Below are 18,956 nucleotides of genomic sequence, written 5' to 3'. Positions count from 1 at the left end.
GTCAGTCCGCCGTGACGCCGGCGTCGATGTTGATGCAGGCGCCGTGGTAGGAGCGCGCGGCGGGTGTGGCGAGGAAGGCGACGCAGTCGGCGACATCGTCCACCTCGCAGAGCCCGCGCAGGCTGCCCATGCGGCTGGTAAGCTCACGGTCACATTCGGCCAGTGCCGCCATGCCGCCGACGAGCCCCGTCATCATCCCGCCCGGCGCCACCGCGTTGATGCGCACCGGCGTCTTCATATATTCCATGGCCAGAGCCTTGGTCATGTGCGTGAGGCCTGCCTTGGTCGCGCAGTAGGCGGCGAAATAGGCCTGTCCCTGGAACGCGGCGCAGGACGTGACGTTGACGATCGCGCCCTGGCTCTCGATGAGGTGCGGGATGCCGGCCCGGATCAGGAAGAACGGTGCTTCGAGGTTGACCTTCATCGTCAGGTCCCAGGCCTCGTCGGGGAAGGTTTCGGTCGGCCCGGGTTTCATGACCCCGGCGACGTTGCACAGTGCATCCAGCCGGCCGGCATCCGCGACGGTTGCCTCGACCGCTTTCGCGCAATTCGCGCGCTGCGACAGGTCGAGCGCCAGCACCAGGGCCTCGCCGCCCGCCTCGCGGATGGATGTGGCAGCTTCTTCAAGGCCCTCCGCCGCCACATCGACCAGCGCCACTTTCGCGCCCAGCCCGGCCAGCCGCTGCGCCGTTGCCCGGCCCAACCCCGCGGCCGCGCCGGTGACTAGTGCGACCTTTCCATTCATGTCCGCAGGTTGCAGCATCGTTCCCTCTCACGCTTCGTACCGGATCATTCCTTGCCATAATGGCGCCGGACAAGCGCGATGAAGGGACTCGAATGCGCCTGGGCGATATGGGCGTCGCTGGCATGGAGCAGACCGATTTCGCGGGTGAGCTCGAAATCCTTGACCGGTACGAAGCGGACCGACGGTTCGGCGAAGCATTCGGGCATCATGCCGACGCCCGCGCCAGCACGAGCGATGGCCAGCACGCGTTCGTCGCTGGTTGTCTTGAGCACGAAGCGCGGGCGCACGCCGCGCGCGATGAAGAAGCGGTTGATCTCCGGCAGCGCCTCGCAATGGCGGCGCAGCGCCATGCGGTCCCGCGCGAGCTGTTCGGCCATGACTTCGCTTTCGCCGGCCAGCGGATGATCCTTCGGCAGGACCATCATGTAGCGCTCGCGTGCCAGTACATCAGGATGAAAGCGCGTATGGTGCGCCCGCACGACGGTAAGCGCCACGTCGATGCGCCCGCGCTCGAGCCGTTCGGCCAGGTCGCGCTCGCCGCCGTCGAGGATCTCCAGCGCCTCGCTCGAACCGAGCGCGCGATGCGCTTCCAGCAGGCCTTCGACGGTCCGGGTGGGGATGGTGCCAAGGATCCCGATGCGCAGCAGCGTCGGGTCCTGGACTTCGGATAGCTCCACCAGCGCATGCTCGTATTCGGCGGCGATGCGGCGCGCCCGCACGAGGAAACGGCTCCCGGCCGGTGTCAGCGCCACGCCCTGGCGATCCCTGTCGAACAGGCGCGCGCCCAGCTCGCGCTCCAGCTTGGCGATTCCCGCCGAAAGCGTCGGCTGGGTGACGCTGACGGCCTTGGCTGCCCGGCTGAAGTTGCCGTTTTCCGCCACTGCCAGGAAATAGCGCAGGAGGTACTGATCTATCATAGATGCTGTCTATAACGAGACAGTGAAATTTTCAATTTCCAAGCCGGTTTGCAGCGCGTTAGATAGACACCGCAAATCAGTCGATCTCGGGAAGAATGGATGCCCCTCGCAGCAACAAGGATGATCCGGGCATGAGCGCGCCTGTCCTCCAGACCAACGTCAATCTCGACAGTCCCGAGGCGCAGACCCGGGCGAAACATAACCGCGCGCTGGTCGAAGAATTGCGCGAAAAGGTCGCCCTGGCCGCGCTCGGCGGCAACGAGAAATCGCGCCAGCGCCACGTCAGCCGGGGCAAGCTGCTTCCCCGCGAGCGTGTCGAGCGCCTGCTCGATCCCGGCTCGCCGCTGCTCGAGCTGGGCCAGCTCGCCGCGAACGGCCTTTATGGCGAGGATATTCCCGGCGCCGGCCTCATCACCGCCATCGGGCGCGTCTCGGGCCGCCAGTGCATGATCGTGTGCAACGATGCCACGGTGAAGGGCGGCACCTATTATCCGATGACCGTGAAGAAGCACGTCCGCGCGCAGGAGATCGCGCTGGAGAACAACCTGCCGTGCATCTACCTTGTCGACAGCGGCGGCGCGAACCTGCCGCATCAGGCGGAAGTCTTCCCCGATCGCGATCATTTCGGCCGCATTTTCTACAATCAGGCTAACCTGAGCGCGCGGGGCATTCCGCAGATCGCCTGCGTCATGGGTTCATGCACCGCAGGCGGCGCTTATGTCCCCGCGATGTCGGACGAAACGGTGATCGTGAAGGAACAGGGCACGATCTTTCTCGCCGGCCCGCCGCTGGTACAGGCCGCGACCGGCGAAGTCATCTCCGCGGAGGATCTGGGCGGCGGGGACCTGCACTCGCGCAAGTCGGGCGTCACCGATCACCTTGCCGACAATGACGAACACGCGCTGTCCATCGTGCGCGACATCGCCAGCCACCTCGGCCCGCGCTTCGACAACGGCCTGGAACTGTTTGAACCGCGCGCGCCGAAGTACGACCCGGAAGAGCTTTACTCGATCATCCCCGAAGACGTACGTGCGCCCTATGACGTGCGCGAGGTCATCGCCCGCGTGGTCGATGGCAGCGAGTTCCATGAGTTCAAGGCGCTCTATGGTTCCACGCTGGTCTGCGGCTTCGCGCATGTTCACGGGATGCCGGTGGCGATCCTCGCCAACAACGGCGTGCTGTTCTCGGAAAGCGCGCAGAAGGGCGCGCACTTCATCGAACTCGCCTGCCAGCGCAAGATTCCGCTGCTGTTCCTCCAGAACATCTCCGGCTTCATGGTCGGCGGCAAGTACGAGGCCGAAGGCATCGCCAAGCACGGCGCCAAGCTGGTGACGGCGGTGGCCACCGCGAGCGTACCCAGGATCACCGTGCTGATCGGCGGCAGCTTCGGCGCAGGCAACTATGGCATGTGCGGCCGCGCCTATGACCCGCGTTTCCTGTTCACCTGGCCCAACGCGCGCATCTCGGTGATGGGCGGCGAACAGGCCGCCAGCGTGCTTGCCACCGTCCACCGCGACGCTGCCAAGTGGGATGAGCGCGAAGCGGAAGCCTTCAAGGCGCCGATCCGCCAGAAGTACGAGGATGAAGGCAACCCATACTATGCCACCGCGCGCCTGTGGGATGACGGCGTGATTGACCCCGCGCAGACCCGCGACGTGCTGGGTCTGGCGCTGGCGGCAAGCCTTGAGGCGCCGATACCCGATCGTCCGCAGTTCGGCGTTTTCAGGATGTGATGATGACCACCATTCGCGACCGCCTTTTCGTTCTCGAACACGAGTTTTCCGACCCCGCGCTCGACGGCGTCTATTACTGCAAGGATTGCGTGACCGTGGAAGGGCTGTTGGCGCTGTTCCCGGAACGCGCCGCCGATCTGGAAGTGGTTCGCGTGCCGTGGCCGCGTCCGCGCCAGGCGGTTGTCGACGCGCTGGGTGAGGAAAACCAGAATCTGCCCGCGCTCGCTTTCGCCGAAGGCGGCGTCGTCAACGAGATCGAAGCGCTGCTTTCCGCCCTCCATTCCCGACACGGCTTTCCGAAACGGCACCCATGATCAAATCCCTCCTCATTGCCAACCGTGGCGAAATCGCCTGCAGGGTCATCCGCACCGCGCGCAGTCTCGGCATCCGCACGATCGCGGTCTATTCCGATGCCGATGCACACGCTCTCCACGTCCGGGAAGCCGACGAGGCCGTGCACATCGGCCCGGCACCCACGCGCGAATCCTACCTTGTCGGCGAGAAGATCATCGCCGCTGCCAGGCAGACCGGCGCCGAGGCGATCCACCCGGGCTACGGATTCCTGTCCGAGAACGCGGCGTTCGCGCAGGCGGTCATGGATGCCGGGATCGTCTGGGTCGGGCCTAACCCGTCCTCGATCACCGCGATGGGCCTCAAGGACGCGGCCAAGAAGCTCATGGCCGACGCCGGGGTGCCGGTGACGCCGGGGTACATGGGGGAGGACCAGTCTCCCGGTGTGCTGGCGGATGAAGCGGGCAAGGTCGGCTATCCGGTGCTGATCAAGGCCGTCGCCGGCGGCGGCGGCAAGGGCATGCGGTTGGTTGAGAGCGAAGAGGATTTCGCCGATGCGCTGCAATCGTGCAAGCGCGAGGCGGCATCCTCCTTCGGCAACGATCACGTGCTGATCGAGAAGTACATCGCTTCGCCCCGCCACATCGAAGTGCAGGTGTTTGGCGACAAGCACGGCAATGTCGTCCACTTGTTCGAGCGTGACTGCTCGTTGCAGCGCCGCCACCAGAAAGTGATCGAGGAAGCGCCTGCTCCGGGCATGGATGCGGCAACGCGCGAGGCTTTGTGCGCCGCGGCCGTGCGTGCTGCAAAGGCCGTCGACTACGTCGGTGCGGGCACGATCGAGTTTATCGCCGACGGATCGGGCAAGCTCTCGGCGGACAAGATCTGGTTCATGGAAATGAACACCCGCCTGCAGGTCGAACACCCGGTGACCGAAGAGATCACAGGCGTCGATCTGGTCGAATGGCAGCTTCGCGTGGCCTCCGGCGAGCCGATCCGCGCGCGGCAAGAGGACCTCGCCATAAACGGCTGGGCGATGGAAGCGCGGCTCTATGCGGAAGACCCGGCCAAGGGCTTCCTGCCGAGCATTGGCAAGCTGGAATTGCTGCAGTTTGGCGAGGCGGAAGGCGGGCGCATCGATACCGGCGTCTACGAAGGCGCCGAAGTCTCTCCGCACTACGATCCGATGATCGCCAAGGTCATCGCCTGGGGCGAGGACCGCGAGGAAGCGCGTGAACGCCTGGGTGAAATGCTCGCCGACAGCGCGGTCTGGCCGGTCAGGACCAATGCCTCGTTCCTGGTGAAAGCGCTGCAGCATCCGGACTTCGTCTCGGGCAGGGTCGATACCGGCCTGATCGGGCGCGACGGCGAGGAGATGGCGGAGCCGCCGGTGCCGTCCGATGACGTGCTTCAGGCCGCTGCCGACGCGCTTGTGCCTGTCACCGACATGGCCGGGTTTCGCCTCAATGCCGCACCGGCGCGTTCAGCATGGTTCCTGCTCGACGGGGAGAAGGTCGAGATCGAACTCACCGGCGATGGCAGCGAGGTACCGGCTCCCGGCGTGCTGGTCACCGATCAGGGTCAGGCCTGGCTGCTCTCGCCATGGCGCCACGATGCCGCGCATGGCGCCGCCGACGGTTCGGGCGCGATCCTCGCCCCGATGCCGGGCAAGGTGATCGCCGTGGAAGTCGCGCACGGTGATGCCGTGACCAAGGGCCAGAAGCTTCTCACGCTGGAAGCGATGAAGATGGAACATTCGCTGACCGCGCCGTTCGACGGCGTTGTCGCGGAACTCACCGTCGAGGCGGGCGCGCAAGTGCAGGTCGAGGCGCTGCTGGTGAAGATCGAGGAGAGCGAATAATGCCGGGCCGGTTTTTCGACGAATGGAACGTGGGCGACAGGATCGTCCACCAGCCGAGCCGCACGGTTACCGAGACCGATAACCTGATGTTCTCGGCCATGACGCACAATATGCAGCCGCTGCACCTCGATGCCGAGGCTGCCAAGGCGAGCGAGTTCGGCCAGATCCTCGTCAATTCGACTTTCACCTTCAGCCTCGCGGTCGGCCTCTCGATAGCCGACACGACCGTAGGCACGCTCGTCGCCAACCTCGGCTTCGACAAGGTGGTGACGCCCAAGCCGACTTTCATCGGCGATACGCTCACCTGTTCGAGCGAAGTGGTCGAGATGCGCGAAAGCAAGTCCCGCCCGACGCAGGGCATCGTCGTGTTCAAGCACGAGCTGACCAACCAGCGCGGTGAGATCGCGCTATCGATGCTGCGCACGGTATTGCTGAAGAAGAAGGACGCTTGAGGCGGCTCTCCGCGCCTTGGGGATGACTTATCCCGACATCTGATCGCTGAGCATCCGCGCCGCGTTCTGCAGCGCATCCTTGAGGCGCGGCATGGCTTCGCCGCGCATGGCGCCGCCGATACCGATGGCGACGAGCGCGTGGCTCGGCCGGCCTTCTCGCCCGCCCTTCCAGACGGGGGCAGCAATCACGGTAACGCCGGAGATATAATGACCCGCGTCGACGGCGACGCCGGTCTCGCGCGCGTCGGCGACCTGCTGCGTCCATTCCTCCCAGCCCGGAGCCTCGTCCCAGCGCAGCTTCTCGAAGCGGGGGCGCAGTTCCTCTATCCGGTGGTTCCCGAAGGCCGCGATGCAGCGGCCCGTGGCCGATACCAGCGCCGGAAAGCGGCTGCCGACCTGGGTCGAGAGCTGAAAGGCCTCGCCCGATTGCGACATGGCCGTGACGATGATGTGGTCGATGCCGAAGATCTGCACGCCCAGCATCGTCAGGCCGAAATCGCGCGCGATCCGGTCGAGCGCCGGTTGCGCAAGATCGCTGAACCCGTCGCGCCGCAGCCATTGGCGTGCCAGCGTCAGCACACCGGCATCGAGCGCATAGCGCTTGGTGTCGGGATCGAAGGATACCATTTCTTCGGTCACGAGCGCGCGCAGCACGTAAAGGCAGGTGCTCGGCACGAGGCCCAGTTCGCGGGCAATCGCCTGCACGCCCATGGGGGTGCCGCGCTTGCCCAGAAGCCGGAGAACCGCAGCTGCGCGCGAGATGGCGGGCGCCTTGCTGCCTTTGATGGCAGCGTTCGGTGAGGGGGTGTCCATCATTCAATATATTGAATAACGTTCAATATTTGCAATAGCAAGCCAAATATGTCATTTGCATCGCGAGACACACGGAAAGGGCGCGATTCGCACGCGGCGATGCGCTCCGTACGGGAGAGCCATTGGTGAAGCTGACTGATTTCACGAGCTACGCGGACGCGCAGGCCCACGCCTCGTCGGCCGCGCTGTGGGAGCTGTTCGACGGCGACCGCGAGCACCTCAACATCGCGCACGAATGCATCACGCGCCACGCGGACGGGTCCGGCCGTCCGGCCGTGCGCATTGCCCATGCGGATGGCGACGATGAAATTCTGAGCTTCGACACGATCTCGACCGGCGCCGCCCGGTTTGCGCACTGGCTCGATGCCGAAGGCGTCAAGCCGGGCGAACGCATCGCCTTCATGCTCGAACCTTCGCTACCCTTCTACGTCTGCCTCTTCGGCGCGATGCAGACCGGCGCGATCTCGGTTCCCCTCTTTACCCTCTTCGGCCCCGATGCGTTGCGTCTTCGGGTCGATGACTGCAAACCCAGCATACTGATTACAAACGCCGAGAAGGCGGAGCTGGCCCGCAGCATGAATGGACCGCGCGTGATCGTGGCCGACGAGGGGCTGCTTGAGGAAATCGGGAAGTTTCCTGACACTTACGCTCCGAAGACGAAGGCCAATGACATGGCCGTCTTCCAGTACACCTCGGGCACCACGCGCGAGCTGCCCGAGGCGGTCAAGCATTCGCACCGCACGCTGGTGACGCTGATGTTCGCCGCGCTCTATGGCACCGGCATTCGTCCGGGCGACGAGTTCTTCTGCCCGTCCAGCCCCGCCTGGGGTCACGGGCTGTGGCACGGCACGCTGGCGCCGCTGGCGATGGGCGTGACCACCGGAACCTTTGCCGGCCGCTTCGATCCGGTTCGCCTGATGAAGGCGCTGGACGATTTCACCATCACCAATATGTCGGCCGCCGCCACGCACTACCGCATGATGAAGAACAGCGGGAAGGGCGGCGATTTCACCTTCCACTTCAAGAAGCTGTCCTACACGGGCGAGCCGATCGATCCGGGTACGCTCGAGTGGATCGACGAATATTTCAAGGTTCCGGCCTGCTCGATGTACGGCACCACGGAGATCGGCGTGGTGCTGGTGAACTATCCGGGCGCCAAGGACTTCGTGGTGAAGCCGGGCTCGCTGGGCAAGGCGGTCCCCGGCCAGAAACTGGAAGTCCACCGGCCGGACGGCACCGTGTCCGACCCCGGCGAAATCGGCGAACTGATGCTCTGGCGCGGTGGTGGCTGGATGACCACCAAGGACCGCGCGAAGACGGATGAGGACGGCTATTTCTACCATTGCGGCCGCGCCGACGACGTCATCATCTCGGCGGGCTGGACGATGTCGGCGGTCGAGATCGAGAATACCATGCTGCGGCATGACAACGTGCTCGAATGCGGCGTGATCGGCGTGCCTGACGAAAAGCGTGGGCAGGTCGTAAAGGCCTTCGTCGTCGCCAATTGCGAAGGCAGCGACGCGCTGACCAAGGAACTGCAGGACTTCACCCGCGAGCGGCTCGCCCAGCATGAATTCCCGCGCATCGTCGAATACGTGGCGGAACTGCCCAAGAACCCGGCCGGAAAGGTCCACCGCAAGAAGCTGCGGGATCTTGAAGCCGAGCGCGCGGCGGCCACGGCGGCCGGATAAGTATTCCCCCTCTCCTTCAGGGGAGGGGCAGCGAGACTTGGTCCGGTGAAGCCGGGCCTAGTCGCAGCGGGGTGGGGCCTGTCCTTTGCGCGCAGCGTGGTGTGCAACGGAGAGCCCCCACCCCAACCCCTCCCCTGAAGAGGAGGGGCTTAGTGACCAAAGTTTTTGAGGAGCCAAGCAAAATGTCAGCCAAATTTCCGAAGATAACCGAGGAAGGCCTTGCCGACCTGCGCAGCCGCATCGGCGTGAAGATCGAGAACACCGTCGAGCCGTGGAACTACGAAGCCACCCGCGACGCCATCCGCCACTATGCCCACGGCATCGGCGACGACAATCCGCTGTGGTGTGAGCCTGAATATGCCGAGGGCACCAAGTACGGCTCGATCGTGGCGCTGCCTTCGTTCCTGTTCACCACCAGCCGCATCGTCTCGGGCTACTGCGGCGGCCTGTCGGGCGTCCACGCGATGTGGGCTGGCGCCGACTGGACCTGGCACAAGCCGGTCCTGCGCAACGACACCATCCGCACCGAGGCTTACCTGAAGGATCTCGTCGAGCACCAGACCAAGTTCGCCGGCCGATCGTTCCAGCAGATCTACCACGTCGATTTCTACAACCAGCATGGCGACCATGTTGCCGGAGCCGATTCGTGGGTGTTCCGCACCGACCGTGACGAGGCCCGCGAGCGCGGCACCAAGTACACCGAAGCGCGTGGCCGCGTTGAGCCCTTCACCCAGGAACAGCTCGACGAATTCTACGACATCTACGACCAGGAAGAAATTCGCGGCAATACCCCGCGCTACTTCGAGGACGTGAACGTCGGCGACAAGCTGCCGCCGATGATGAAGGGCCCGATGACCGTCACCGGCTTCATCTGCTACGCGCAGGGCTGGGGCGGCCTCTACATCCGCGCCAACAAGCTGGCCTACAAGATGCAGAAGGCCCACCCGGGCCTGGGCATCCGCAACCGCTTCAACGTGCCGGATTGCCCCGAGCGCGTGCACTGGGACGAAGCCTTCGCTCTCGAAGTCGGCGCGCCGGGCGCTTACGACTACGGTCCGGAGCGTTGCTCGTGGCTGACGCACCACATGACCAACTGGATCGGCGACGACGGCTTCCTGCACAAGTCGAACTGCCAGATCCGCCGCCACAACCCGGACGGCGACGCCATCATCATCACCGGTGAGGTGACCCGCAAGTTCGAAGAGAACGGCAAGAAGTACGTCGAAGTGGCGCAGAAGGCGACGACCCATCGCGGCGAAACCTCTGCCTTCGGCACCGCCGTCGCGGAACTGCCGAGCAAGGGCTGATCGCGCGCTGGCGATAATCGCCAGCACCGGCAATACGATTTCGGCCCGGTCCTTTACGAAAGGTCCGGGCCGTGTCGTAAATGACCGGGAAGACAGCGCGAGAGGAGAGGGCCGTGGAACAGCAGAACACCGCAAAGCCGCAATTCGATCCGAATGGAGATGTGAAGGTGCCGGCGTTCGTCCTGCCGGTTTCAGGGCTCGTGAGCGATGAGGCGGCTGCGTTCCAGCGGATGCGCGCGACCATGCCGGCCTTCGACGCTGCGGGGCAGGCGTCCGACGTGGCCGAGCGCCGCGAGCAGATCAATACCTTCATGGCGCCGCAGATCGAACGCTTGCGCGCGATGTTCGCGGTCAACATAGACCGCACCACGATCGGCGGCGTCGAAGCGCTCGACGTGACCCCGGCCGACAGAAGCCACGATCCCGATCGCGTGCTGATCAATCTCCACGGCGGCGCGTTTATCCTCGGCTGGGACGGCATCGCACAACTTGAATCCATTCCGCTGGCGGTGCTGGCCGGCTACCGCATCGTCAGCGTCAATTACCGCATGGCGCCCGAGCATCGCCACCCCGCGGGCGTCGAGGATACTGCAAAGGTCTATGCCGAACTGCTCAAGGACTACGCGCCCGGTCGGATCGGCATCTACGGCGGATCGGCGGGCGGCGCGCTGACGGCGCAGGCTGCGGCCTGGCTTCCCGCCCACGGCCTCCCACAGGCGGGCGCCGTGGGCATCTTCGGCGCGGGCGGCGTGCCTTTTTATGCCGGAGAATCGGCATATACGGCAGGTTACATCGACGGTTCGTTCCCGCCTCCGCCGGCCGATGGCAGCGAACCGGAAGACATCACCTGCGGCCATTTCGACGGCATCGACGAGCGGAACGATCCAAGCGCCTGGCCGGGCTATCATCTCGACACGCTCGCCACGTTTCCGCCCACGCTGATCATCACCGGCACGCGGGCGCTCGACCTCAGCTCCGCGATCTACACCAATTCGCAGTTGCTCAAGGCCGGCGTGCGCTCCACGTTGATCGTCGGCGAGAGCATGGGGCACTGCTATCACTATCAGGTCGCGATACCCGAAGGGCGGGACGCCGTGGACCAGATCGTCGCCTTCTTCCGAGAGAACCTGAATTGAGCTTATGCCTGTGACCGATGAGACTGTCTGGAAAGGCCCGCTGGCAGGCGTTCGCGTGCTGGATTTCACGCGCGTTCTGGCGGGGCCGGCGGCCAGCCTTGCGCTTGCCGATCTCGGCGCCGAAGTGTTCAAGATCGAACCGCCCGGCACGGGGGACGAAACCCGCACCTTTCCGCCGATGCGCGATGGCGAGAGCCACTATTACCTCGCGGTCAATCGCGGCAAGAAGTCGATCGTCGTCGATCTCAAGACGGAAGAGGGCGTCGCGCTGGTCAAGGATCTGGCCGCGAAATGCGATGTGCTGGTCGAGAACTACCGGCCCGGCGTGATGGACCGTCTCGGCCTCGGTTACGAGACGATGAAGGCGATCAATCCGCGCCTGATCTACTGTTCGATCTCCGGCTATGGCCAGACCGGCCCCCTGAAGGATCGCCCGAGTTTCGACATTGTCCTTCAGGCCATGTCCGGCGCGCTTTCGATGAACGGCGAGTCTGACGGCCTACCCACCAAGCTGGGCATACCGCTTGGCGACCTGGTGGGCGGCATCAATGGGCCGATCGGCATTCTCTCGGCGCTCTACGAGCGCGAGCGCACCGGCGTGGGGCGGCACATCGACGTCAGCCTGATGGACGGACTGATGGGCATGCTGGGCTACATCGCGCAGCTGGCCTTCTTCACCGGCACCGACCCGCAGCGCGTCGGCTCGCAGCATCCCAACCTCGTGCCCTACGGCATATTTCCGGCGAGCGACGGCTCGATCGTCGTCGCCTGCCTTACGCCGGGTTTCTGGAGCCGCATCTGCCGCTCCATCGAACGGCCGGAGCTGATCGAGGATACGCGCTACGACACGCTCGAGAAGCGCCGCGATGCCCGCGATGAGGTGAACGCGATCGTCTCGGCCTTCACCGAGCGGCACACGGTCGACGAACTGGTGGAGATCTTCACCGCGCACGAAGTGCCGCATGCCCCGATCCTGGGCGTGCTTGAGGCGCTCTCGCAGCCGCAGGCCGTCGAACGGCAGATGGTGGTGGAGGCCGAGCACGCGGCGCTGGGCGCGATCCCCATCGTCAACCGCTCGATCCGCTTCACCGATGCCGAGCAGCCGGCTCCGGCCGCGCCTCCGGTGCTCGGCCAGCATACCGATTCCATTCTTGGCGAACTGCTCGAACTATCGCCTGAGCGGATCGCCGCGCTGCGCGCCGCGGGGGTCGTTGCCTGACCGGCCGGTTTCGCTAAGGTCCGCGCATATTCTGCGGACGTATGAGAGGACCTGCCATGACCGAACTGCGCTTTGACAACCGCGTCGCGGTAATCACCGGCGGCGGGCGCGGGCTGGGCCGTGCCCACGCGCTGCTGCTGGCCAGCCGGGGGTGCAGGATCGTGGTCAACGATCCGGGCGTCTCGATGGCGGGCGATGCCACCGAGGAAGGTCCCGCCGAGGCGCTCGCCGCCGAGATTCGCGCGATGGGCGGCGAGGCCGTCGCCAATACCGACAGCGTTGCCACGCCGGAGGGCGGCAAGGCGATCATCGATAGCGCGATGGACGCCTTTGGCCGCATCGACATCCTGATTCACTCGGCCGGCAACGTGCGGCGCGGCAAGCTGACCGAGCTGGCCTACGAGGATTTCACCGCCGTTCTCGATGTCCACCTGAAAGGCGCCTACCATGTCGTGCGCGAGGCTTTTCCGCACATGATGGCGCAGGAATATGGCCGGATCGTGCTGACCAGCTCGATCAACGGGCTTTATGGCAAGTCCGACAATGTCACCTATTCGATGTGCAAGGCGGGGTTCATGGGCCTGTCCAACACTGCGGCGATCGAGGGGCAGAAGCACAACGTGAAGTCCAACCTGATCGTGCCGGCGGCGGTCACCCGCATGTCCGAAGGGATAGACACCAGCCAGTTTCCGCCGATGACGCCCGAGCAGATCGCGCCGATGGTCGGCTGGCTATGCCACGAGGACTGCACGGCAAGCGGTGAGATGTACGTGGCCATGGGCGGCCGCCTGGCGCGGGCCTGGATCGCGGAAAATGGGGGTGTCTACCTCCCCGAATGGTCGCTGGAGGACGTGGCGGAGCGGATCGAGGCAATCCGGTCCGGCGGTGAGCAACTCGCCTTCCCGCCGGTGCCCGACGGCCAGCTCGAACACCTGCTCTACGGATTCGGCATGATCCGCAAGGCGGCTGAAGGCTGACCCGCAAGAGGAACGTGGCTATCGCGGCGGAGCGCCGCTTTCCTGTTCCTCATCGCCACCGGCGCTCGCCAGGATCGTCTCGAGGTTTTCGCCTTTCCACGCCGGTTCGTTGTCAAGCCGGGTCAGCATGGTCCGCGCGCTCTTGGCAAGAGCGCCGCCATGGGGGTTGAATGCGACGGGTCGCAGGGCGATGCGCGCCTCGTCGCTGCGCCCCAGCCTGATCAGCGCGGTTGCCAGGTTCATCCTCAGCCCGAGATCGAAAGGTGCAAGCTCGACGGCCCGGATAAGGCCCGAGACCGCGAGGGGCGGGGGGGATTTACCCTGCTCGACGAAGCTCCGGTAGTAGTAGATCAGCGGCAGCGGGTGATCGTTCTCCCGGTGATTGAGCGCCACGAACGGCGCGCGGGCGCGTTTGTAGGCGGTCGCCGGGTCATCCGCTTCGGCCGCGAGGCGGAAGAGGGCGTAGCCTTTCTGCACGTAGGCGTTCACCTTGTCGGGGTCGAGGGCTAACGCCGCATCCGCCGCCGCGATCGCCTCCTTGTCGTCGCCCGCGTCGTATTCCGCTTCCGCCAAGGACGAAAGGACAGCGGCATCCCCCGGGAACCGGGCCGCGATCTCTCGCGCTTGGACGACGAGTTCGCCCGCTTCCTCTTCGTTGACGCCGCGCTTGGAACGGATGCGAACCGGCATCATGGCCGCCTCGCCTTCGCTCAGCCTGCGTATCCTCACCGAACCGATCGAGAGCATCGAGGGCTTCAGGTTGAGCGCCATGATTCGCGGTTTCGCCAGATAGCGATCGAGTTCCTTTTCCAGCTTGTCGGGATCGCCGAAGGCTTCGAGCGCGGCATCGCGCTGGCTTTCTCCCCGCCTCAGGAGAGCGAGGTAGCGGGTGAGCTGGCCTTTGCGCGTCTCTTCGAAAGTAAGATAGTGACACAGAAGCCAGCTCTTGCCGTAGAATGCGTCCTGGCTGCGCCTGGAGCGCTTTTCGTACTCGGTGGGATCGAGAAGATCCGCGACGCGCACGTCGTTCGCATAATACAGCTCTCCCGCCCGGTGCGCGGCGGCCCGGCCCATGATTATGCTGCCGTCCCTTTCGAAGCTGGTCGATGCGAAGAACTCGGCGGAACCCTCCGAAAGCCAGCGCGGCATCTCCATGGTGTTTGACGAGATCAGGAAGTGGTGCGCGTACTCGTGCAGCAGCACGACCATGGAAAACTCGGGCCGGCCCGTGCCCGAATTGACCTGGGGCACGATCGCCAGCGACCCTCCCGCGCGCGGAACATAGAAGCCCGCCACGAACCTGCTGTCGCCCCCGTGCAGCTTCCGCACCGCGTTCTCGTTGCGGACGACATAGACAGTGACCCGGTTCGACGGGCTCGGCGGGGGAGCTTCGCTTCCCAGCAACAGCGCCATGCCGGCATGATAGCGTTCAAGCTGTTCCGAAAAGCGGCGCACGTCCCGCTCGCTGTCATCGGCGTAAATCACGAAGTGATCGCTCGACGCTTCCAACCACTCGGCCCGTGCCAGTCCCGGCCAGAGCAGGAGCGCCAGCATGCCGACAATGATCGAGGATCGCATCTGTCTGTAATACCCCCTTGTTATTCACGTTTCTTGTATAGGGCCGTCCTGCCGGCGCAATGAGTTACAAGAATGTAAGGTGGGTATGGTGCGGCCTGCAGGCCTGCCGCAATTGCCTTTGGTGCAGCGTAAATGCGAATCAATGTCATTAGCGATTGACATTGCGATCGACTCGCAATAGCGGGGCCCCTGCATTCAAACAGGGGAAACAACACGTGTCAGGGTCCAGCTTCAATTCGTCCGTCCGGGTCGCGACGGTTTCGCTCGCCGCCGCCATGATCATGGCCGGGCCGGCTCTTGCGGCCGAGGCGGACGACGCCGGTGATGCGGAACAGGGCAGGGAGCCTATCCTGGTCAATGGCCACCGCGAGGAAGTCAATCTGCCGACGGTGCGCGGTCCGATCATCGACGTCCCGCAGATGGTAAACACCATTTCCGCCGAGACGCTGCGTGACCGTCAGGTCGTTTCGCTCGAGCAGGCTCTGCGCAACGTCGCCGGCGTCACCACGCAGGTTGGTGAGGGCGGCGCGCTGAACGGCGACCAGTTCGTCATTCGCGGCCAGTCCGCCAAGAACGACATCTTCACCGACGGCCTGCGCGATTTCGGCGTCTTCACGCGCGATGCCTTCAACTACGAATCGGTCGAAGTGCTCAAGGGCTCTTCCTCCACCGCGCTGGGCCGCGGCGTTACCGGCGGGGCGATCAACACCACGTCGAAGCAGCCGCGCACCGAGGATTTCTTCAGCGCCACCGGCGGCATCGGCAGCGCCGACTACGGCCGCATCACGGTGGACGCCAACAAGGGCCTGACCGACACGATCGGCCTGCGGCTCAACTTCATGGCGCACCGCAACGACGTGGTCGACCGCGACGACATCTGGGCGCGCCGCTGGGGCTTCGCGCCCTCGCTCGGCTTCGGTCTCGGCACCGACACCAGCTTCACGCTGATCTACTTCCACCAGGAAGAGGACAGGCAGGTCGATTACGGTGTGCCCGTGGCCGAAACGGTCGATCCCGACGACATCCACCGGCCGGTGACCGAGTTCGGCGTTCCGCGCTCCACCTATTACGGATTTCCGGGCGATCAGGATAACGTCGTGGTCAACACGCTGACCGCGAAGTTCCTGCATCAGGCCGGTGACTGGCTGACAGTGACCAGCGACACCAAGCTGGGCGCGTACAAGCGCCGCTTCCGCCAGACCGTTCCCGGCTGCCGCGACGACGAGCAATGCGGGGACTTCCTGCTCGACGGCGATCCGACGACCGTGCCAATTTCCCGCACGACCCCGCGCGGTGCCTATGAGCAGACGACCAAGGGCATCCAGAACGTCACCACGGTCAACCTGACCAAGCCGCTCGGCGGAATGAAGAACGACCTCATCATCGGCTGGGACATGTCCTACCAGACCAACGACCGCTCGGACGATGCGCGGCCGAGCCCCGAGCTTCAGGATCTGCTGAATCCGGTCGGTTCGCCACTGCCGGAATATCCCGGCGTCGTCTATCTCAACCGCGATACGCGCGCGACCGACATTGCCTTTTTCGTCGACGATCGCTTGTGGCTGACGCCGCAGTTCTCGATCAATGCCGGTATCCGCTACCAGCACTATAAGGTGACGCAGGAGGAGGTGGCCTTCTTCACCAACACCGGCGGCGTGCTCGCTGAATGCAATGGCGTGGTAGGTGCCACCGCGGCCTGCGTCGTGGACGGCAAGGCCACGCATGATCTGTGGAGCCCCAAGTTCTCGGCGATCTGGGAACCGTCGGAAACGATGACGTTCTACGCCACCTACAGCAAGGCGCTGAACCCTCCGGGCAACTCGGTGGCCAATGGCGACACGCTGCGGACGCCGAGCGACGGTGACACCATCAGCCGCACCGATCTCGATCCGGAATCGACCGAAACCTTCGATCTGGGTGCCAAGTTCGGTTTGTTCGGCAACCGCATGCTGGTCCAGACCGCCGTCTATCAGGTCAATCGGCATAGCCCGGTCGAGATTGACCCCGTTTCCAACAACCTCATCGCCTCGTCCGAGCCGAAGCAGCGCCTGCGCGGCTTTGAGTTGGGCGTGAGCGGAGCGGTGACGCCGGAATTCCTGCTCAACGTCAACTACGCCTACATCAACGCGAAGTACCGTCGTGACGGAACCGAGGACGGCGACGAGGTTGCCGGCAACCAGGTCCGCTACGTCCCCGAGCACGCGGTATCGGGGTGGGCCAGCTACAAGCCCACCACGGGGGTCCTGCAGGGCCTCGAGATCGGCGGCGGCATGAACTACCAGTCGAAGGTCTATCTCAACCCCGACAACAATCAGGTCGTGCCGTCCTACGTCAGCTTCGACGCGCTTCTGGCCTACAACTTCGGCAAGTTCCGCGTGGCGCTGAACGGCTACAACCTCAGCAACGAACTCTATTACGCCCAGGTCAATTCCAGCCGTATCGTCCCTGCCGCGGGTAGGACTTTCGTCGGAACGATTGGTGTCGCTTTCTGACCCAGGCGGCTAAGGGCATCGAGGCCGGCGGCGCGAGCTGCCGGCCTCCTCATGATTGGAAAAGATGACGCCATGCTGATCCACGTCCCCGGCGTGCTCACGCCCGAACAGGTCGCCCATTGCCGCGAAGTGCTGAACAGCACCGAGTGGGTCGACGGGCGCGTGACGGCCGGAGTGCAGTCGGCCATCGCCAAGAACAACCTGCAGGTGCCCGAGGACGCGCCCCAGGCGCAGGCGCTCGGCCAGATCATCCTCCAGGCACTCGGCGCGAATCCCACGTTCAACGCCGCCGCGCTGCCGCTGCGGGTCTTTCCCCCGCTGTTCAACCGCTATGACGAAGGCATGGGCTTCACCGCCCATGTCGACAATACCATCCGCTACATCGCCGGCGCGCGCCAGCGCATGCGCACCGACGTGTCCTCGACGCTGTTCCTTAGTGAGCCGGGCGACTACGACGGCGGCGAGCTGGTGATCGAGGACAGCTATGGCGAGCAGCGGGTGAAGCTGGCCGCCGGCGACATGGCGCTCTATCCCGCCGACAGCCTGCACCGTGTCGAGCCGGTGACGCGCGGCAGCCGCTGGGCCGCGTTCTTCTGGACGCAATCGATGGTTCGCGACGATTCCGAGCGCGCGCTGCTCTACAATTTCGACCGTTCGATCACGCTCGCCCGCGCGGAACTGGGCGACGGCCATCCGGCGGTGCTGGGTATCACGTCCACCTATCACAACCTCTTGAGGAAATGGGCCGAACTGTAATGGCACTGCGTTTCAACCAGTCGGGCCTGCTGTTCGTCCCGGTCAGGTGGCAGCGCGTCGCCTTTGTCCGCTGGCTCAGGCGCATTCATGCCTGGACGGGCTTCTGGGGCGCGGTCCTGTTCTTCGTGCTCGGCCTGTCCGGCGTCCTGCTCAACCATCGTTCGATCATGAAGCTGGAGACGGGCGAGGCGGTGGAAGTGAGTGCGATGGAAATCGCCGTGGACCCCGCGCGCCTGCTCGACCGCGACGCACTGGGGCGCTGGGCGGCGAAGGAGTTCGATCTCACGGCCGAACCGCGCCCGCCGCGCCGCAAGGGCGGCGCGGAAGAGGCCGCTAGGGGCGGCGAGCGCAAGAGTTTTCTCGGCCGCGAACGGCAGGAAGCCGAGAAGTGGGAACTCGCTTTCTCGCAGGCCAACGGCAAGGTCACCGTGGAATACACGCCCGGTTCGCGCAGCGTCTCGGTTCGGCAGGAGGCCGACACGCTGCTCGGCTTTCTCAAGAACCTCCACAAGGGCTCCGGTCTGGGCGTTCTCTGGGTGCTGTTCCTCGACACGATCGCCGGCGCGCTGGTGGCGATGAGCCTGACCGGCTTCCTGCTGTGGACCCGGCTGCATGGCGGCCGCCTGCTCGCCGGGGGTATCGTCACCGCAAGCCTGGTCCTCGCTGTAGCGGCGGTATGGCCACACTTGCTATAGGGCATCGAGCCTGAAATCTGAATCCTGAGCTTGTTGAAGGGTATTTGGACCTCACGCAGCGCCGGGCGCCNTCGCGGCGGTCTCCCGAGAAATCGATGAACACGGTCTTGGTCTGGGTGAACTCCAGGATTCCGGCTTCGCCGCGCACCCGGCCGTAGCCTGAATCCTTCATGCCGCCGAACGGGGCCTGCGGCGCGGCGACGCGGTAGGTGTTGACCCAGACGACACCGCTCTGGATCGCGCGCGTCATGCGCATGCAGCGCGAGATGCTTTCCGACCACACACCGCTGGCG

17 protein-coding genes are annotated in these 18,956 nt (G+C 64.9%); 12 read left to right on the top strand and 5 right to left on the bottom strand.

Translation table 11 applies throughout. The features are described 5' to 3' along the window. Position 1 precedes the first annotated feature (1 nt). Positions 2-763 carry an SDR family NAD(P)-dependent oxidoreductase gene (locus tag IEX32_RS14350; protein ID WP_188772235.1) on the bottom strand — a complete coding sequence of 254 codons (762 nt, stop codon included), beginning with the start codon at positions 761-763 and terminating at the stop codon, positions 2-4. A gap of 26 nt (positions 764-789) precedes the next feature. Further along, positions 790-1,662, bottom strand: a complete 873-nt coding sequence (locus tag IEX32_RS14345) for a LysR family transcriptional regulator (RefSeq protein WP_188772234.1) — start codon at positions 1,660-1,662, stop codon at positions 790-792. Between the two features lie 131 nt (positions 1,663-1,793). Here IEX32_RS14345 and IEX32_RS14340 point away from each other — a divergent pair, with 131 nt between their 5' ends. Genes IEX32_RS14340 through IEX32_RS14325 form a run of 4 tightly spaced genes read left to right on the top strand, consistent with a single transcriptional unit; the run spans position 1,794 to position 5,999 of the window. After that, on the top strand, positions 1,794-3,395 hold the full coding sequence (locus tag IEX32_RS14340; RefSeq protein ID WP_188772233.1) for a carboxyl transferase domain-containing protein: 1,602 nt from the start codon (positions 1,794-1,796) through the stop codon (positions 3,393-3,395). A 2-nt stretch (positions 3,396-3,397) separates the two neighbouring features. Next, on the top strand, positions 3,398-3,709 hold the full coding sequence (locus IEX32_RS14335; RefSeq protein ID WP_188772232.1) for a DUF3088 family protein: 312 nt from the start codon (positions 3,398-3,400) through the stop codon (positions 3,707-3,709). Next, entirely contained in the window at positions 3,706-5,547 is a 1,842-nt protein-coding gene (locus tag IEX32_RS14330) for an acetyl/propionyl/methylcrotonyl-CoA carboxylase subunit alpha (RefSeq protein WP_188772231.1), read from the top strand. The genes IEX32_RS14335 and IEX32_RS14330 overlap by 4 nt, the downstream gene beginning before the upstream one ends. Continuing rightward, positions 5,547-5,999, top strand: coding sequence for a MaoC family dehydratase (locus tag IEX32_RS14325; protein ID WP_188772230.1), 453 nt, complete (start codon positions 5,547-5,549; stop codon positions 5,997-5,999). The genes IEX32_RS14330 and IEX32_RS14325 overlap by 1 nt, the downstream gene beginning before the upstream one ends. Positions 6,000-6,026: 27 nt before the next feature. On the opposite strand, the gene IEX32_RS14320 is transcribed toward IEX32_RS14325, so the two are convergent. After that, positions 6,027-6,815: an IclR family transcriptional regulator gene (locus IEX32_RS14320; RefSeq protein ID WP_188772229.1), complete on the bottom strand. Its 789-nt coding sequence runs from the start codon at positions 6,813-6,815 to the stop codon at positions 6,027-6,029. A 119-nt stretch (positions 6,816-6,934) separates the two neighbouring features. Between IEX32_RS14320 and IEX32_RS14315 the strand changes: the two genes are divergently transcribed. The 5 genes from IEX32_RS14315 to IEX32_RS14295 all read left to right on the top strand — a co-directional run bounded on the left by IEX32_RS14315 (position 6,935) and on the right by IEX32_RS14295 (position 13,142). After that, entirely contained in the window at positions 6,935-8,503 is a 1,569-nt protein-coding gene (locus tag IEX32_RS14315; RefSeq protein WP_188772228.1) for an acetate--CoA ligase, read from the top strand. Positions 8,504-8,685: 182 nt separating this feature from the next. Further along, positions 8,686-9,810 carry an FAS1-like dehydratase domain-containing protein gene (locus IEX32_RS14310; RefSeq protein WP_188772227.1) on the top strand — a complete coding sequence of 375 codons (1,125 nt, stop codon included), beginning with the start codon at positions 8,686-8,688 and terminating at the stop codon, positions 9,808-9,810. 113 nt (positions 9,811-9,923) lie between these two features. Continuing rightward, entirely contained in the window at positions 9,924-10,946 is a 1,023-nt protein-coding gene (locus IEX32_RS14305; RefSeq protein ID WP_229736386.1) for an alpha/beta hydrolase, read from the top strand. A gap of 4 nt (positions 10,947-10,950) precedes the next feature. Then, the gene (locus IEX32_RS14300) at positions 10,951-12,165 is read left to right on the top strand and encodes a CaiB/BaiF CoA transferase family protein (protein WP_188772225.1); all 1,215 of its coding nucleotides are present in this window, start codon (positions 10,951-10,953) and stop codon (positions 12,163-12,165) included. Positions 12,166-12,221: 56 nt separating this feature from the next. Next, positions 12,222-13,142 (top strand): SDR family NAD(P)-dependent oxidoreductase, encoded by a 921-nt coding sequence (locus IEX32_RS14295; protein ID WP_188772224.1) that lies wholly within the window; start codon positions 12,222-12,224, stop codon positions 13,140-13,142. 18 nt (positions 13,143-13,160) lie between these two features. Here the strand turns inward: IEX32_RS14295 and IEX32_RS14290 are convergent, their stop codons facing one another. Continuing rightward, a complete protein-coding gene (locus IEX32_RS14290) occupies positions 13,161-14,720 on the bottom strand; it encodes a DUF1570 domain-containing protein (protein ID WP_229736385.1) in 1,560 nt (519 codons plus the stop codon). Between the two features lie 215 nt (positions 14,721-14,935). Between IEX32_RS14290 and IEX32_RS14285 the strand changes: the two genes are divergently transcribed. The 3 genes from IEX32_RS14285 to IEX32_RS14275 all read left to right on the top strand — a co-directional run bounded on the left by IEX32_RS14285 (position 14,936) and on the right by IEX32_RS14275 (position 18,663). Beyond that, a complete protein-coding gene (locus IEX32_RS14285) occupies positions 14,936-17,212 on the top strand; it encodes a TonB-dependent receptor (protein ID WP_188772223.1) in 2,277 nt (758 codons plus the stop codon). Positions 17,213-17,284: 72 nt separating this feature from the next. Further along, positions 17,285-17,968: a Fe2+-dependent dioxygenase gene (locus IEX32_RS14280; protein WP_188772222.1), complete on the top strand. Its 684-nt coding sequence runs from the start codon at positions 17,285-17,287 to the stop codon at positions 17,966-17,968. Continuing rightward, positions 17,968-18,663: a PepSY-associated TM helix domain-containing protein gene (locus IEX32_RS14275; protein WP_188772221.1), complete on the top strand. Its 696-nt coding sequence runs from the start codon at positions 17,968-17,970 to the stop codon at positions 18,661-18,663. The genes IEX32_RS14280 and IEX32_RS14275 overlap by 1 nt, the downstream gene beginning before the upstream one ends. Here the strand turns inward: IEX32_RS14275 and IEX32_RS21095 are convergent. Then, positions 18,611-18,946 (bottom strand): aldehyde dehydrogenase family protein, encoded by a 336-nt coding sequence (locus IEX32_RS21095; protein WP_373285453.1) that lies wholly within the window; start codon positions 18,944-18,946, stop codon positions 18,611-18,613. The genes IEX32_RS14275 and IEX32_RS21095 overlap by 53 nt on opposite strands. Positions 18,947-18,956 lie beyond the last annotated feature (10 nt).

It is taken from the genome of Novosphingobium endophyticum, from assembly GCF_014640675.1.
Taxonomy (GTDB): Bacteria; Pseudomonadota; Alphaproteobacteria; order Sphingomonadales; family Sphingomonadaceae; genus Novosphingobium; species Novosphingobium endophyticum.
The sequence above is the reverse complement of the archived record's forward strand: the minus strand, read 5'-3'. Positions and strand labels throughout refer to the sequence as shown.

Bases quoted from the DNA above. Each gene is read 5' to 3' on its own strand.
- IEX32_RS14330 (WP_188772231.1), top strand. From the start codon at position 3,706: ATGATCAAATCCCTCCTCATTGCCAACCGTGGCGAAATCGCCTGCAGG.
- IEX32_RS14345 (WP_188772234.1), bottom strand. From the start codon at position 1,662: ATGATAGATCAGTACCTCCTGCGCTATTTCCTGGCAGTGGCGGAAAAC.
- IEX32_RS14335 (WP_188772232.1), top strand. From the start codon at position 3,398: ATGACCACCATTCGCGACCGCCTTTTCGTTCTCGAACACGAGTTTTCC.
- IEX32_RS14340 (WP_188772233.1), top strand. From the start codon at position 1,794: ATGAGCGCGCCTGTCCTCCAGACCAACGTCAATCTCGACAGTCCCGAG.
- IEX32_RS14290 (WP_229736385.1), bottom strand. From the start codon at position 14,720: ATGCGATCCTCGATCATTGTCGGCATGCTGGCGCTCCTGCTCTGGCCG.
- IEX32_RS14310 (WP_188772227.1), top strand. From the start codon at position 8,686: ATGTCAGCCAAATTTCCGAAGATAACCGAGGAAGGCCTTGCCGACCTG.
- IEX32_RS14280 (WP_188772222.1), top strand. From the start codon at position 17,285: ATGCTGATCCACGTCCCCGGCGTGCTCACGCCCGAACAGGTCGCCCAT.
- IEX32_RS14350 (WP_188772235.1), bottom strand. From the start codon at position 763: ATGCTGCAACCTGCGGACATGAATGGAAAGGTCGCACTAGTCACCGGC.
- IEX32_RS14300 (WP_188772225.1), top strand. From the start codon at position 10,951: ATGCCTGTGACCGATGAGACTGTCTGGAAAGGCCCGCTGGCAGGCGTT.
- IEX32_RS14295 (WP_188772224.1), top strand. From the start codon at position 12,222: ATGACCGAACTGCGCTTTGACAACCGCGTCGCGGTAATCACCGGCGGC.
- IEX32_RS14325 (WP_188772230.1), top strand. From the start codon at position 5,547: ATGCCGGGCCGGTTTTTCGACGAATGGAACGTGGGCGACAGGATCGTC.
- IEX32_RS14320 (WP_188772229.1), bottom strand. From the start codon at position 6,815: ATGATGGACACCCCCTCACCGAACGCTGCCATCAAAGGCAGCAAGGCG.
- IEX32_RS14275 (WP_188772221.1), top strand. From the start codon at position 17,968: ATGGCACTGCGTTTCAACCAGTCGGGCCTGCTGTTCGTCCCGGTCAGG.